Origin of the sequence: Alicyclobacillus acidocaldarius subsp. acidocaldarius Tc-4-1 (genome assembly GCF_000219875.1) — a bacterium.
GTDB classification, from domain to species: Bacteria; Bacillota; Bacilli; order Alicyclobacillales; family Alicyclobacillaceae; genus Alicyclobacillus; species Alicyclobacillus acidocaldarius_A.
The window spans coordinates 1,879,141-1,893,595 of the sequence record NC_017167.1 but is presented as its reverse complement, the minus strand read 5'-3'; the positions used below and the strand labels follow the sequence as shown (position 1 = coordinate 1,893,595).

At 61.8% G+C, this 14,455-nt stretch carries 14 protein-coding genes; 11 read left to right on the top strand and 3 right to left on the bottom strand.

The features are described 5' to 3' along the window. Positions 1-4 precede the first annotated feature (4 nt). The gene (locus TC41_RS09145; protein ID WP_041695271.1) at positions 5-865 is read right to left on the bottom strand and encodes an MBL fold metallo-hydrolase; all 861 of its coding nucleotides are present in this window, start codon (positions 863-865) and stop codon (positions 5-7) included. A 291-nt stretch (positions 866-1,156) separates the two neighbouring features. Between TC41_RS09145 and TC41_RS09140 the strand changes: the two genes are divergently transcribed. The 4 genes from TC41_RS09140 to TC41_RS09125 all read left to right on the top strand — a co-directional run bounded on the left by TC41_RS09140 (position 1,157) and on the right by TC41_RS09125 (position 7,108). Continuing rightward, positions 1,157-2,017 carry an HAD-IIA family hydrolase gene (locus TC41_RS09140; protein WP_049784355.1) on the top strand — a complete coding sequence of 287 codons (861 nt, stop codon included), beginning with the start codon at positions 1,157-1,159 and terminating at the stop codon, positions 2,015-2,017. Between the two features lie 166 nt (positions 2,018-2,183). Then, positions 2,184-2,714: a transcriptional regulator NrdR gene (nrdR, locus tag TC41_RS09135; RefSeq protein ID WP_014464749.1), complete on the top strand. Its 531-nt coding sequence runs from the start codon at positions 2,184-2,186 to the stop codon at positions 2,712-2,714. A gap of 12 nt (positions 2,715-2,726) precedes the next feature. Beyond that, on the top strand, positions 2,727-5,930 hold the full coding sequence (locus tag TC41_RS09130) for an adenosylcobalamin-dependent ribonucleoside-diphosphate reductase (RefSeq protein ID WP_014464748.1): 3,204 nt from the start codon (positions 2,727-2,729) through the stop codon (positions 5,928-5,930). A gap of 146 nt (positions 5,931-6,076) precedes the next feature. Further along, positions 6,077-7,108: a cation diffusion facilitator family transporter gene (locus TC41_RS09125; protein WP_014464747.1), complete on the top strand. Its 1,032-nt coding sequence runs from the start codon at positions 6,077-6,079 to the stop codon at positions 7,106-7,108. On the opposite strand, the gene TC41_RS09120 is transcribed toward TC41_RS09125, so the two are convergent. Next, positions 7,059-7,382, bottom strand: coding sequence for a DMT family transporter (locus TC41_RS09120; RefSeq protein ID WP_014464746.1), 324 nt, complete (start codon positions 7,380-7,382; stop codon positions 7,059-7,061). The genes TC41_RS09125 and TC41_RS09120 overlap by 50 nt on opposite strands. Positions 7,383-7,609: 227 nt before the next feature. Between TC41_RS09120 and cls the strand changes: the two genes are divergently transcribed. The 7 genes from cls to TC41_RS09085 all read left to right on the top strand — a co-directional run bounded on the left by cls (position 7,610) and on the right by TC41_RS09085 (position 13,368). Continuing rightward, positions 7,610-9,058 carry a cardiolipin synthase gene (gene cls / locus TC41_RS09115; protein ID WP_014464744.1) on the top strand — a complete coding sequence of 483 codons (1,449 nt, stop codon included), beginning with the start codon at positions 7,610-7,612 and terminating at the stop codon, positions 9,056-9,058. A 13-nt stretch (positions 9,059-9,071) separates the two neighbouring features. Further along, positions 9,072-9,746, top strand: a complete 675-nt coding sequence (rpiA, locus tag TC41_RS09110; RefSeq protein WP_014464743.1) for a ribose-5-phosphate isomerase RpiA — start codon at positions 9,072-9,074, stop codon at positions 9,744-9,746. A 63-nt stretch (positions 9,747-9,809) separates the two neighbouring features. After that, complete coding sequence (locus TC41_RS09105; protein ID WP_041695270.1) at positions 9,810-10,004, top strand: hypothetical protein; 195 nt, start codon at positions 9,810-9,812, stop codon at positions 10,002-10,004. A gap of 117 nt (positions 10,005-10,121) precedes the next feature. Continuing rightward, the gene (locus tag TC41_RS09100; RefSeq protein ID WP_049784354.1) at positions 10,122-10,775 is read left to right on the top strand and encodes a TVP38/TMEM64 family protein; all 654 of its coding nucleotides are present in this window, start codon (positions 10,122-10,124) and stop codon (positions 10,773-10,775) included. A gap of 52 nt (positions 10,776-10,827) precedes the next feature. Next, positions 10,828-11,310, top strand: a complete 483-nt coding sequence (locus tag TC41_RS09095) for a MarR family winged helix-turn-helix transcriptional regulator (protein ID WP_014464740.1) — start codon at positions 10,828-10,830, stop codon at positions 11,308-11,310. Next, positions 11,307-12,188, top strand: coding sequence for an NAD(P)-dependent oxidoreductase (locus TC41_RS09090; RefSeq protein WP_081462272.1), 882 nt, complete (start codon positions 11,307-11,309; stop codon positions 12,186-12,188). The genes TC41_RS09095 and TC41_RS09090 overlap by 4 nt, the downstream gene beginning before the upstream one ends. Positions 12,189-12,213: 25 nt before the next feature. Next, complete coding sequence (locus TC41_RS09085; protein WP_014464738.1) at positions 12,214-13,368, top strand: glycosyltransferase; 1,155 nt, start codon at positions 12,214-12,216, stop codon at positions 13,366-13,368. A 7-nt stretch (positions 13,369-13,375) separates the two neighbouring features. On the opposite strand, the gene TC41_RS09080 is transcribed toward TC41_RS09085, so the two are convergent. Beyond that, the gene (locus TC41_RS09080) at positions 13,376-14,410 is read right to left on the bottom strand and encodes an LCP family protein (RefSeq protein WP_148260167.1); all 1,035 of its coding nucleotides are present in this window, start codon (positions 14,408-14,410) and stop codon (positions 13,376-13,378) included. Between the last annotated feature and the right edge of the window lie 45 nt (positions 14,411-14,455).

Here is a 14,455-nt window from a genome sequence, read left to right as displayed (position 1 = left end):
GGGTTCACTCCTCAGTGCGTGCATATCGCATGATCCAGTCCGTGGAGGACATCGCCTTGCGCACAGCGCCGCGCTCTTCGAGGTGCTCCAGGTGCGCCATCACCGTGTGACGCGCGAACGGCCAGGCGCGCGAATCGGCGCCTTGGTACAGGGCGGCCGTGAGTTCGGCCAGCGTCTTTGGGCCGCCGGCCAGAATCGCCAACAGTTGCTCCTCTCGCATCTGGCGCCGCTTGTACAACCGCTCCGCCGCGAGCTGCGGGTGCCAGATGGCGGGCCCGTGTCCCGGGAGCGCCACTTCCGCGTCTGACGCCATCACGGCTTGCAGTGCGCGGTAGTAATCCGCCATGTGCCCGTCCGGCGGCCCCACCCAAACGGATCCCTCTTCCACCAAGTGATCGCCGACAAAGAGCGCCTTGGCGTCGGGGAGCCACAGGTGAAGGTGACCGTGGGTGTGCCCCGGCTGGTGGATGATGTAGAGCTCGCGATGTCCTGCGCGCAGGCGCTCTGGGCACGGTTCAAAAGTGCCAGCTCCATGCGGAAACTTGACGTCGAACGCAGAAATGTCCAAAGGGTGCATGAATGCGGGGGCAGCCAGACGCGCCTTGAGCGCCGGAATGCCAGCCGTGTGGTCGACGTGGTAGTGTGTCGCGATGATCGCGGCAACGCGCTGGATGCCGAGTTGCAGAAGGTGCGCCATCACGAGGTCGAGATTTCCATCGGTGACGCCTCCGTCGACGATCACGGCCTCGCCGCCGTCCTCGATCACATACAAATTGACGGTTCCGTACGGCAGTACGTTCGGATACGCAACGCGCATACACCACACGCCGGGGAGTACGCGCTCCCATGGCCCTGCATTCGCCAAGTCGACCCCTCCGTCTCTGCGACAATCAGTTTCATGTTAAAAGTTTGTTCGAGGCGGGTCAATTTGTCACCCCATCGTGTGGTACACTCGATCTGCTGTTCGGCTGGCAAAGACAGTCTTTGCGAGAAGTTCACCCAGGCGGTGACGACAGGAGGAACCAGAACTGCCCCGGACCCTACGCTTAAGGTCATTGTCTCTGGGGATACCCCAGCGACTCAACCCTTGAACCCTGCGTGTTTGTAGTTGACGTAAGAGCTTGGTCTAAATCAATTCATACGAGGAGGGACTGGGATGTCTCGTGCGTCATTGCCAGGGGAGATGTCTCCTGAAGCATTCTGGAATTCGGGGTTCAAAGGCGCGCTCCTGGACCTCGACGGCACCTTGTTTCGCGGGCGAGCCGTGATCGAGGGGGCTCCCGAGTTTGTTCGCACCCTTCGCTCGCGGGGCATTCAACCCATCTTTTTTACCAACAACTCGTCGAGAACGCCTGTTCAGGTCGCCGCGTTTTTGCGCGATCTCGGCATCGGCGCCCATCCTGAGGAAGTGGCTACCTCCGCCCAGGCGGCTGCCTTCCTGATTCGTCAACGGACGTCCGCCGAATGTCAAGGCGAACCGCCCATGGTCGCATTTGTCGGCGGCCCCGGTTTGGAAGAGGCTCTCCGGGATGAAGGGTTGGAGCCGCGAAGGGCTCGGGCGGACGAACTGCGGGCAGCGTGGGTGAATCGTGCCGTTGCCGTCGCTGTGGGGCTCGCACCGGACGCCTGCTACGGCGACCTTGCACTTCTCGCCCGCGTCGCGCATCGCGTTGGCTGGATGGTTCTGACGAATCCGGACCGACGGCTACCCGTCGAGGACGGTTTCATGCCTGGCAATGGAGCGCTCGGCGCGTTTGTGCAGACCGCTTCATCGGCCGAGGTATTCGTGACAGGGAAGCCGGATCCGTCGTTTGTCGACTATGCGCTCCACCGGTTCCATCTTCGTCGAGAGGAAGTCGTCATCGTCGGCGACAACGTGGAGACGGACGTGGCGGCGGGGAGGGCGGCAGGCCTTGCGACGGTGTGGGTCAGGTCCGGCTTGGAAGGCGAGCTGGATTCGGCGCATTCCCCTGAGTGGACGGTCGACTCCGTGGCGTCGCTTCTTCCGCACCATTGAAACCGCCAAGGATCCTCGCCGAAGTTCAACGCTTGGACCCTTGTTTCTCGCAGATATAGTGTTTATAATCGCGGTGACTCGAGTTTCTGACACTACATATAGGACGGAAGGCTTGTCATCTGCGGCGGATTCCGCGAAGTGCCCGGTGCGCACGGGGGTGAGCAGCATGAAATGTCCGTATTGCGGAGCGGACAACACGCGCGTCATCGAGTCGAGGCCTGGCGAGGACGGGACGACCATCCGCAGGCGGCGCGAGTGCATTCATGAGGCCTGCGGGCGGCGTTTTACCACCTATGAGCGGGTGGAGCAGCGGCCGCTCATGGTCGTGAAAAAGGATCAGAAGCGGGAGGAGTTTTCCCGCGACAAGCTTTACCGCGGCATCATGAAGGCGTGTGAAAAGCGCCCTATCCCTGCGGAGACGCTGGAGGCGGTGTGCGACGAGATCGAGCGAAAGCTGCGGCTCGAGTACGAACGCGAAGTGCCGTCTTCGGTCATCGGGGAGCGCGTGATGGATGCGCTGCGGGAGCTCGACGGCGTGGCGTACGTCCGATTCGCGAGCGTGTATCGGGAGTTTCGCGATGTCGAGACGCTGCTGAAGGAAGTGCTTGCGCTCATCGGTGATCGGGCGCGCGCGGCGGAACGGCCGGCGCAGGCGGACAAGCCCTCCGGCGACGGAACGTCGTTCGCGCGAGGATAGAGGAGGATTCGAATGGCCATCGAACAACGGGAGAGGCCTATGCTGGACCTGAACGACGACGATTACCTGGGACCGACTGGTGAAAAGATCGTCGCCGACCGGTATTTGCTGAAAGACATCCGCAAGGAAGCTTTGGCGCCAGGAGCGCTCGTCGTCGCCGTGTTGGACAAGAAGCGCGCCTACCACGAGCTTGCGCGCGTGAAGGCGGTGGATCGCGATGCGGACCAGGTCACGGTGGAGCTCCGGGATGGTTCGCTCGTGGACTTGCCGGCAAGCCAAGTGGACGTGCTGCTCGAAACCTCACCTCGGCAGATGTGGCGGCGTGTCGCTCGGGGCGCTGCTGCGGTCACGCGCCAGCCGGAGGTGTGGGAAGAGGCGTTTTACGAGCTTCAGAAGGGTTGGCGCTACGTCCCAGGCGGGCGTATCAACGCGTCGCTGGGAACGGGCATGCAGGTGACGAGCTACAACTGCTTTGTGATTCCAAACGTGGGCCCCGACCTTCGCGACTACGCGGAATCGTTTGGCCAGACGCTCGAAATCCAGGCGCGGAGCGGCGGCGTGGGCATGAACCTGTCTCGCATCCCACCTCAGGGCACCCTGATTCCCGTCAGCAGGGCGTCCCGGAAGACAGAACTCATGCTGGTCCTAGACGCCTGGCATCCCGATCTCGCCGACTTTCTGGAGACTGAGTACCCTCATTCCACGAAGCTCGTCCGCGCCGACGCCGCGTTTTGGCGCGCCGTGGAAGAGGACGACGAGTGGGTGTTTCGGTTTCCGGACACGTCGGTGGAGGGGTATGACGACAAATGGACGGGCGATCTCGACGCGTGGTTGCGCCAAGGTCTTCCCGTCGAAGAGCACGGGCGCATCCGTGCGCGCGAGCTCATGGAGAAGATCCTGGCTTCCGACGCGCACCTGGTGCCGCAGGCCGTCGGATTCTGCCTAAGCCCTGGGGACAGCCGCAGCACCATCGCGAGAACCCTCGGGGACATGTGGGAGGCGATGCGGGACGGCAAGCGCGTGTCGCTCGTCCTGTCGTCGCTTCGCCCGCGCTATAGCTATGTCCGCGGTGTGAACGGGCGGTCGTCCGGCGCGTACTCGTGGGGGCTTCTGTACGACAAGGGGAACCAGGTGTTCGGCGAAGGCTTTGGCCCCGTGGGCGTCGGAGAGATTATGAGCGTGGGCTGTCAGCTCACGCTTCAGGGCGGTTCCCGCCGCGGCGCCTTGATGCTCATCTTGAACGACCGCCACGCTGATCTGCCCAAGTTCATTCGCGCGAAGCAGGTGGACGGCGTCATCACGGGAGCCAACATCAGCGTGGGCGTGTCCGAGGAGTTCATGGAGGCGAAACGCCGTGGCGAGTCGTGGCAGCTCGGATTTGTCCCGGCGTCGTACCGCGAGGCGTTCGATGGAGACTTCGGGCGCTGGATCGAAGAAGGCAAGCCTTTTGAGGTGACAGAAACGGTCTCCGCCGCGAAGCTGTGGCGCGACATCTGTGAGTCGGCATGGAAATCCGCCGAGCCGGGCGTCGTCTTTTTGGGTCGAGCCAACGCGATGAGCAACTCGTGGTATTTCAACCCGCTCGTCGCCACCAATCCGTGTGGGGAGCAGCCGCTTCCGCCCTATGGGATCTGCAACCTCGGAGCGGTTGTTCTAGCTCGATTTGCCAATGGTTTTCGCGACAGCGGCGTTCGGACCGAATTCTCCGATCCCGAGCGCGAGGCTTATGTGCGATCCCGCCTTCTCGAGAAGTTCCCGGCGGACGAGGCCGAGTTTCTCCTGCATCACATCCGCTGGGAGGAGCTCGAGCGCACGACGCGCTGGGGGATTCGGTTTCAGGACGCCGTGATCGATGCGACCTACTATCCGTTCGAAGAAAACCGGCAGAACCAGATGTCCGAACGCCGCGTGGGGCTTGGCATCATGGGACTGCACGATCTGATGCTCTACTGCGGCATTCGCTACGGCTCGGAGGAAAGTGTCAAGCTGATTGACGTGCTGATGGGGCTCATGGCGGAGTGGGCGTATCTCGAGTCCGTCGAGCTGGCGAAGGAGTACGGGCCGTTTCCGAAGTTCGACGCGGACAAGTTCCTGCAATCCGGCTTCATGCGCCACATGGCGGCGGAGCGCCCGCACGTGGTCGACGCCATCCGCAAACATGGCGTGCGTAATGTCACGACCATGACCATTGCGCCGACCGGCACGACGGGCACGATGGTCGGCTGTTCGACGGGGTGCGAGCCATACTACGCGTGGTCGTACTTCCGCAACTCTCGCCTCGGTTTGTTCGAGGAACACGCGTCGATCGTCGAGGAATACCGGCGCGCACATCCGAACGAGGAGAGCCTGCCGCCCTACTTCGTCACCGCGATGGAGCTCACGCCAGAGGAGCACGTGCGCGTGCAGGCCGCGCTGCAGCGATGGATCGACAGTTCCATCTCCAAGACGTGCAACGCGCCGAACTCGTACACGGTGGAAGACACGGTGAAATTGTACGATCTCGCCTACGAGCTCGGCTGCAAGGGCATCACCATCTACCGGGACGGATCGCGCAGCGAGCAGGTACTGTCGCTGAAGAAGGACGACGAAACGGGCGATGGCCAGGAAGCGAAGGGCGCGGCAACTTCGGAGACACCCGAAAAGGCGGCACAACCAGTCCAGGCTGCTCCTGCTCCGGGTGGGTACGTGAAGCGCCGGCGCCCCGACGTGCTCTATGGTGCGACGTACCGCAAGGAGACCCCGCTCGGCAAGGCGTTTATCACGATCAACGACGATCCGGACACGCACATGGCCACCGAGGTGTTTGTCAACGTCGGCAAGGCCGGATCGGACGTGTACGCGGCCAACGAGGCGCTCGGCCGGGCCATCACGCTGTACCTGCGCGAGTCGAACAACCCCAACCGCGAGGCGGAGTTGGTGAAACACTTCTCCGGCATTGGAGGCCAAAATGCCGTGGGCTTTGGCGCGCAGCGCATCACGTCGGTGCCGGACGCCATCGCAAAGGCCTTAATCGAGCACGCCGAGACGTTCCCGCTTCGCCAGATGGCCGCGCGCCAGGCGGCGACGTCTGCGCCGGACGAGCTCGACGACGCGAAGCCGTCGGAACTGAGGGCGTATTCCATCGCGAAGGATTGGTGTCCGGAGTGCCATCAGCACACGCTGATTCGCCAAGGCGGATGCTACGAGTGTGAGGCGTGCGGTTACAGCAAATGTTGATGGGACGGGCGGCTCGAGCCTTCGGGCCGCCCCACTGCGTGCGAGAGGCGATCCCGGCCTGCGGTATTGCGCGGGCGGCGAGGAACGAATATCGTGAAGGTGATCGCGGGATCGGGCCGCGGGACCACGCACGAGGAGAAAGAACGATGTCCCATTCGTATGACGAACATCCGCACGGTCATCATCACGCGCATGGTGGCGGGCACGTGCACGAAGGCGAATGGCTGCACGTGCACGCGCCGGCCGACAAGATGCGCCTGGCGTTCTGGTTGACGGCGCTGGTGTTTCTCGCGGAAGTTCTCGGTGGAGTGGTGTCCGGCAGTTTGGCCCTTCTGTCGGACGCAGGCCACGTGCTCACGGACATGGCCGCGCTCGGACTTTCGTGGTACGCGCTTCGACAGGCAGAGCGGCCGTCCGATGCGCGCATGACGTTTGGCTATCATCGCGCTGGCATTCTGGCCGCGCTGTTGAACGCGCTGCTCCTGCTCGGCGTCACTGTTTGGGTGATGGTGGAAGCCTGGAACCGGCTACAGCACCCTCGGCCGATTGAACCGCTGTGGATGTCGCTTAGCGCTTTGGTCGGCGTTATCGTGAATCTCGGTATGGCCGTCGCGATGCGCGGCGAGGACAATCTCAACGTGCAGAGCGCCGTGCTGCACATGCTGGGCGATATGGCGGCTTCGCTTGGGGTCATCGCGGCGGGCGCCGTGATCGCCTGGACGCACTGGGAGCCCATCGATCCCATTCTGAGCGTGGCCATCGCGCTGGCCATCGCCTATGGCGCCATCCGGCTCGCGGGACGCGCCACGCGCATTCTGATGGAGGGGGCGCCGGCCGACGTGAATGCCCGAGACGTCGTGAACGCCATCCTGACGGTGGAAGGCGTGCGGGGCGTGCACGACCTTCACATCTGGTCCATCGCGAACGGGCGCAATGCGCTCTCGTGCCATGTGGAGATGGACGGTGTCACGACGGTATCCGAAACGCAGGGCGTGATCCGGGAAATTGAACACCGGCTGCGCCACCTCAATATCGGGCACGTCACCGTTCAGGTGGAAGACGAGGATCATCCTCACGAGCCGAGCGTGTTCTGCGCTCAGGCGCACCAGGAGATGCGCCACGGCGAGGTCAATGGAGTGGGCGATGAAGGTTCAAGATCACCACGCCCGCCACAATGAGCCCGATGCCTAAACCCATCAGCGGCGTGATAGGTTGCCTGTAGGCAACGGCGCCAATCGCCGCGATGGCCGCGGTGCCGACGCCGGACCAGATGGCGTACGCCACGCCAATGGGAATGGTTCGAAGCGCCTGCGAGAGCGCGTAGAAGGAGAGCGCGTAGCCCAGGACCACGGCCAGCGAAGGCCAGAGGCGTGAGAATCCGTGTGTCAATTTGAGCATCGAAGTCGCCAACACCTCGGACGCTATGGCAGCCGCCAAGAACCAACCGTTCACAGGTGTTCACTCCTCTCTGGGAACGTCGGAGACGGGCGATCGCGCATACGCTATAGCACAGACGCGGTTGGAGGTGCCCGATATGACGTATCCCGCGGATCAAGCATATCTCAAATGGATGGCCATTGCGGCGTTTTGTATCGCGTTTGCGCCGCTCGTCTGGCCGGTGCTGCGGGCGCGGCCGTGACGCGCCCGCGCCTGGCGCCATGCCGGAATGGAGACCCAACATGCCGTGGTTGCACATCGCCTACTTGCTCGTTTTTGCACTCGATCTCGTCACGGCCTGCGTGATCATTTTCGTAGAGCGGCATAACGCCGCCGTCACGTGGGCGTGGCTCATGGTTTTGTTGTTTGTTCCAGTTGGCGGATTCATCTTGTACGTGCTGTTTGGACAACATATCAGCCGCTACCGGTTGGCCCGGTTTCGCCTGCGCAATGCGCCCTGGGTGGCGCGCGCCGCGGAGCGCCAGCACCGGCAGGTTGAGTCGGGCCATGTGTTGTACAAGGAACCGGCCGCACAGCGCCATGCGGATCTCATCGCGCTGAATCTCAAGACGGCTTACGCGGTCTATACGGAAGATAATCGCGTCGATGTCTTCGTGCGCGGGGTGGACAAGTTCGAAGCCCTGTTCGAAGACATTCGAAAGGCGAAGGATCACATCCACCTCGAATACTATATCTTCCGGCCGGACGACCTCGGCAAGCGCCTCGTTTGCCTCCTGGCCGAGAAGGCGCGCGAGGGTGTGCAGGTTCGCCTCCTTTACGACGCCGTCGGCTGCGCATGGACTCCCAAGTCGTTTTTCGAACCGCTGGTGCGTGAAGGCGGAGAAGTCGCCGCTTTCTTTCCTTCCCGCATCCCGTACGTGAATCTGCGCATGAACAATCGCAACCATCGGAAAATCGCGGTGGTGGATGGGTCCGTCGCATACGTTGGCGGTTTCAACGTCGGAGATGAATACCTGGGCAAGGACGAGCGGTTCGGCTTTTGGCGCGACACGCATCTGCGCATCGAAGGTAGCGCCATCTTGGAGTTGCAGTCTATCTTCCTGTTGGATTGGAATTCCTCATCTAAGCGTCCCGTGGAATTCGAGGAGCGCTATTTTCCTCGCGTTTGCGGGCGCCCCGGCGCGACCGGCATGCAGGTGGTGGCGAGCGGACCGGACACGGATTGGGAGCAGATCCGGAATGCGTACATCAAAATGATTTACGCGGCCAAAGAGAGCATCTATATCCAGACGCCGTACTTTGTCCCGGACGACAGCCTGTTGACGGCGCTGAAAATTGCGAGTCTTTCCGGCGTCGACGTGAAGGTCATGTTGCCGGGCAAGCCGGATCACCTGTGGGTTTTTTGGGCCTCGAGATTTTATCTCGGCGATCTGCTTCAGGCGGGCGTGCAGTGTTACCTATACCGAGACGGCTTTCTACACGCCAAAATGGTGGTGACGGATCGGGAATTGGCTTCCGTCGGCACAGCGAACATCGATATTCGCAGTTTCAAACTCAACTTCGAAGTCAATGCGCTCATCTTCGACCGAGACAAGAGTGGGCATCTCGCCGATCTGTTCGAGCGCGATCTTGAGAAATGTGATAGATTGACGCTGGAACAATATCGATCACGGCCGAGAGCCGAACGCATCATGGAGAGCTGCGCAAGGCTTTTGTCTCCGATTCTGTGAAAGGAAGTCGAGCATGGAGAAGAAGAGGATGGCGGGTGAAGAAGCCGCAAAGCGAATTCAACCTGGGATGAAGGTCGGCCTCGGAACGGGTTCGACCGCGTATTACACCATTGTCGAGGTGGGCAGACGGGTCAAGGAAGGGCTCGACGTCGTGGCCATCCCCACGTCGCGTGAGACGGAGCGGCTAGCCCGAGAGCTGGGAATCCCTTTGACCGATTTCCGCAACTGTCCTCGCCTGGATCTCACCATCGACGGCGCCGACGCGGTCACACCGGACCTTCAACTCATTAAGGGCGGCGGAGGCGCGCTGTTGCGCGAAAAGTTGGTCGCGTCGATCTCGGATGAGCTCATCATCGTCGTGGATGACAGCAAGCTGTACGATACGCTGTCAGGGCTCGCCATCCCCATTGAAGTCGTGCCTTTCGCGTGGGAGACGACCGCGCGGCGGATTGAACAACTCGGCGGACGCTGGACGTTGCGCGAGCGAAACGGGGAAGTGTTCGTCACGGACAATCACAATTACATCCTGGACACGGTGTTCGATGAAGTGGCTAATCCGGCGGATTTGGCGCGGCGTCTCAAGTTGACCACCGGAGTCGTGGAGTCGGGGCTGTTCATCGACATGGCGAACGAGGTGGCCATTGGCACGGACGAAGGTGTGGTGTGGCGCAGGAAGCCAGGGATTTGAGCGCGGGCGAAGCGCATACAAACCGTTGCGCAGGGCACGGTAAGGGCACGGGAGGGATGGCCCATGCAAGGGGAGACACACCGCAAGCCTGGACCCCCGATGCGCAACATCGGCGAAAAGCTGCTCGCCGAGGGGGACCGTCAAGCGCTGGAGCAGTGGGCGATTCGCGATACTCTCGAGGAGCATACGCTGACTCCGACGCCGGAAGATGGAAGGCGCATTGGCCAAAAGCGCACCTCGCCCATCAAACCTCGGTGAACGGAGCTGTCGGCGGCGGGCGTCGAAGACAGCTCGTCGCCCTTTGAATGCGTTTGAACCTTTGCCGACAGTCTGATACTGTGAAAGAGAGTGGAATGATAGCGGGGAGTCGTGGATGTGGCGGGGTTTGTTAAGCAACTGCTCACAGATTGGCGCACCATTGCGATGATCCTGTCGGGCGCCCTGGTGGCGGTGGTGGTTCTGTACTTGGACCGGAATCACCGGCTAACCGACTGGATTCAGTCGTGGGGATTCTGGGGCGTGATCTGGGCCATCGCAATCATGGTCATCTGGTGCCTGACGCCCATCCCGTCCGAAGGGCTTTTGATCATCTTCCTGCGCGTGTTTGGGGTTGTCGCGGGAACGACCTATGCGTGGATTGGATCCACCATCAGTTCCATTCTTATTTTCATCGCCCGCTATTTTACGCGCATCATGCTCCAACGCGTCCAGCACCACGAGCGGTTTGAACAGGTCAACCATTGGGTGCGAGAATGGGGGAGTTTGGGCTTGTTGCTAGCCCGCTTGCTTCCGGTGCCCGCGTTTCTCGTCAACTATGTTGCCGGCATGATCCCAGCCACGTCGCTTTGGTCGTACACGTGGACGGCCGTCGTGGCCATGGTCCCGTATTATCTCGGGGTTGCGTTGGTCTACGCAGGTGTGTTTGGCAACTGGATCTACATCCTTCTGGGATGTATTCCGCTCGCGGCGCTCGCCGTGTTTGCGGCTCTGTTGCGCCGCCGCGTCGGGCGCAACGGCCACGCGAAGTGAAGCAGAATGCGAAAACGGCGGACCATTGCGCAAGACTACATACGTGGAGTGAATGTGGGTGAACGGGGATCGCCTGGATATCGCACAGCGGCTCGACACGATTATGGAGCGGTTCTTCCGCGGGATGCGCTCGCACTTCACCGAGGATAAATTCGGTTTGACGCACACGCAGGCGTTTGTGCTCCGGCACTTGAGCCTCGTGCCGCAGGCCAAGTCGTCTGACTTGGCCCGCATCGCAGGTCTGAGCCCCGGTGCCATCACCCAGGTGTGTGACGAACTCGTTCGGTTGGGCTACGTCGAGCGCGTGCGTTCAAGTGAGGATCGGCGAGTCGTGTACGTGATTCTAACGGATCGCGGCCGTTCCCATCTCCGAGAGCTGACGAGAAGTCGCGCTGTGAAGATCGCGCAACTCCTGGACAAGCTGGGAGAGCAGGACGCGAGGAAGTTTCTCGAACTTCTCGAGCGATTGGTCGCCATCATGGATGAACATCCATGTACAGCGAGTCCACGTGGTAGACAGGAGGGTGAACCATGACCGTTGGCTGGATGGGCCTTGGGCTAATGGGCGAGCGAATGGTCAAGCGGGTCGCGTCGTTGGGCGAAGAGGTCCTCGCGTACAACCGTTCGCCAAAATCAATTCAGCATTTGCCTTCCAACGTGCGGCTCACGTCGGATCCGCGAGAAGCCACACAGGGATGCCGGCTAACCTTTCTCATGCTCTCCGATGCCGCGGCAGTGGAAGAGGCGTTATTCGCGTCAGGGGCCATCGATGCGATGGAGCCAGGGGCCATCGTCGTCAACATGAGCACGGTCGGGGTCGAAGACTCAATTCGTTTGGCGGACCAAGTGGAACGGCGCGGCGTGGGGTACGTGGAGTCGCCTGTCCTCGGGACCACCAAGCCGGCCGAAGAGGGGAAGCTCGTAGCCTTGGTGGCAGGAACGGAGGCGAACGTGGACGCAGCTCTGCCGTATCTACGGACGATGGCGCATGTCATTCACCGCCTGGGCAACGTCGGCAACGCCTCCGCCATGAAGCTCATGGTCAACTACTTGCTTGCGATGTCCATGCTGTCGCTGGGAGAAGCGCTCGCCTTTGCGGAACGGGCGGGGTTCGACGTTCGAACAGCGCTAGACGTGCTGGCCACGAGTTCGGTATGGCCTGCCGTGTACAGCGGGAAGCGCGGAATGATTGAGTCAGGCGATTTCACGCCGCAATTTCCAGTGAAACATCTGGCGAAGGACATGCGTCTATTCATGGAAGCCAGCGAGCGTTGGCAGGCTCGCACGCCCATTGCGGGGCTCGCTCGGGATCTCCTGCGACGCGCATCCTCGGGCCCGCTCGCCGATCTCGACATGGCTGCGTTGTGTGCGTGGTTCCGAGATGATGGACAGGGCCAAGCCTCGGCACGGTAGGCCTTGGCGCGAGGAGGCTTGAGGCGTGGACGTCAGTTTGGTGATCCCGACGTACAACGAGCGAGACAACATCCATCCCCTGGTGGAACGCATTCATCGAGCTTTATCCCCTCTAGGGATTTCCTACGAAATTTGGTTTGTCGACGATAGCAGCGATGATACGGTTGCGGTCCTTCGAGATCTGGAGTCCCAGGATCCCGCCGTTCACGTGTTCCACCGCGATCACGAGCGGGGCCTCGCGAGCGCGGTCGTGCGTGGATTCGAACGTGCGCAGGGCAGGTATCTGATTGTGATGGACGCGGATCTGCAACATCCGCCGGAGCTGTTGCCGGCCATCTACGAGCGTTTAGAATCCGGGATCGATGTGGTGATTCCAAGCCGTTTCGTGGAAGGGGGCTCAGACGGCGGGCTGGGCCCACTGCGGAAGTTGATCTCGTGGACGGCGAGGGTCATTGGGCAGCTCGCTCTCCATCGCCTGCGCAAGATCTCGGACTGCACGAGCGGCTTCTTCGGCCTGCGGCGCGACGTGATTGAAGGTGTCGAGCTGAATCCTATTGGATGGAAGATCTTAATTGAGGTGCTGGTAAAAGGCCGCTACCGCAGCGTGCACGAGATCGCGTACGAGTTCGTGGCCCGCGATTTCGGCGAATCCAAGATGAGTCTCAAGGAGCAGTGGAACTACTTTCGCCACCTGGTGCGCTTGGTGAGCCAGAGCCCGCCGGATCGGCGGTTCTTCCTGTTCTGTTTCATCGGCCTGTCGGGCGTGGTGGTGAACGAGGCGGTTCTGAGCCTCCTGTGGTACGGCTTTCACCTGCGGGACACCGTGGCATCCGTTGCTGCCTCGCTGGTGGCCATGTTGAATAACTATTTCTGGAACGATCGCGTCACCTGGAAATCCGAATCCTCCGGGCGAGGATGGGGATGGAAGCTGCCTGTGTTTGTCGGCATTTCGCTCGTCGGGATCGCCATCACGACGCTCGTGATGCGAGGATGCGAGGAATTGGGCGTACCCGTTCCGGTCGGGCAGGCCATTGGAATCCTAGTGTCCACCGTCTGGTCGTATTGGATGAACAGTCGCGTGACGTGGCGAAACATCGAGCGTGAGGCCCGTGGGGATGCGATTGTGGTCACACGGGAGTCGGTGCGGGATTCGCTGATGCGTGCCAAAACAGGCGCGTGACCAAGCGTCAGCCAGATCTCGCACGTTCGGTCGCCGTTTGCGCCGCGCGTGCCTCTGGAGGGAGCCAGGTGCGCGTCTCACGAGGGTCCTGAATGATCCGCGACGGAACTTCGCCGTCTGCGAAAAACCGTTTGGCGACATACCGGGCTTCGGCCGGATTGACGACCCAGTAGCTCAAGTCCCCTGGAATGGACGGGTCGGGATCGTGAAAGGAGCCCGGCAGCGTGGTGTGCACGGCCCGGTACGTCCTGTACTGCGGCGCGCGGGCCGCAAGCCGCGTCATGTCACCAAGGGACATGTCGGTGTCGATCATCTTCCACGCGTCCAGCGCCACTTCGGGCAGCCGGGGCAGTGTCTGTGGGCGAAAGAGCTGGTCCTTGAGCGCCATGAGAAACGCCTGTTGTCGCTCCGTGCGCCCGATGTCGCCGAGCGCGTCGTGCCGGTAACGGACAAACTGAAGCGCCTGTTCGCCGCTCAGGTGATGCCGGCCTTTCCGCAGGTGAATGACGCCGTACACCTTGTCACCCGTGCGGTAGTCCATATTGCGCGGCACGTCGATGTCGAGGCCGCCGATGCGGTCGACCATGCGCACGAGTGCATCAAATCGAATGACGGCGTAATGGTCGATGGGGAGCCCAATCAAGCGCTCCACCAGCATGCAGGTTTCTTCTGGCCCACCACTCGCGAGGGCTTCGTTGATCTTGTGATACCGTCCGTCTGGGAAGGCCACCTGGGTGTCGCGCGGGATAGAGAGGAGTTCGATGCGGCGGTGGCTGTCATCGAGGCTCGCGACGAGGAGCACGTCGGCATTCCCGCGCGGGTCTTCGGGGCGCTTGTCGCTGCCTAAGACGAGAATCGTTTCGCGCCCCCCAAGTCGCGTGGTGCCTGTGTCTGCGGCCGTCCAACCGGCGGAGGACGGTTCGGCCGAGCGCGAAGGATGATCATGCGCATGCGGCCTTTCCAGCCGAGGCCAGGCATGCCACGCTCCGAACGCCGCGACAGCCACAGCGACCCACCCCAAACGCCGACCGTGTCGCTTCAAGGCGATCCCTCCCATCTCCTCGTTATCCTGTGAGGAGATGGGGAT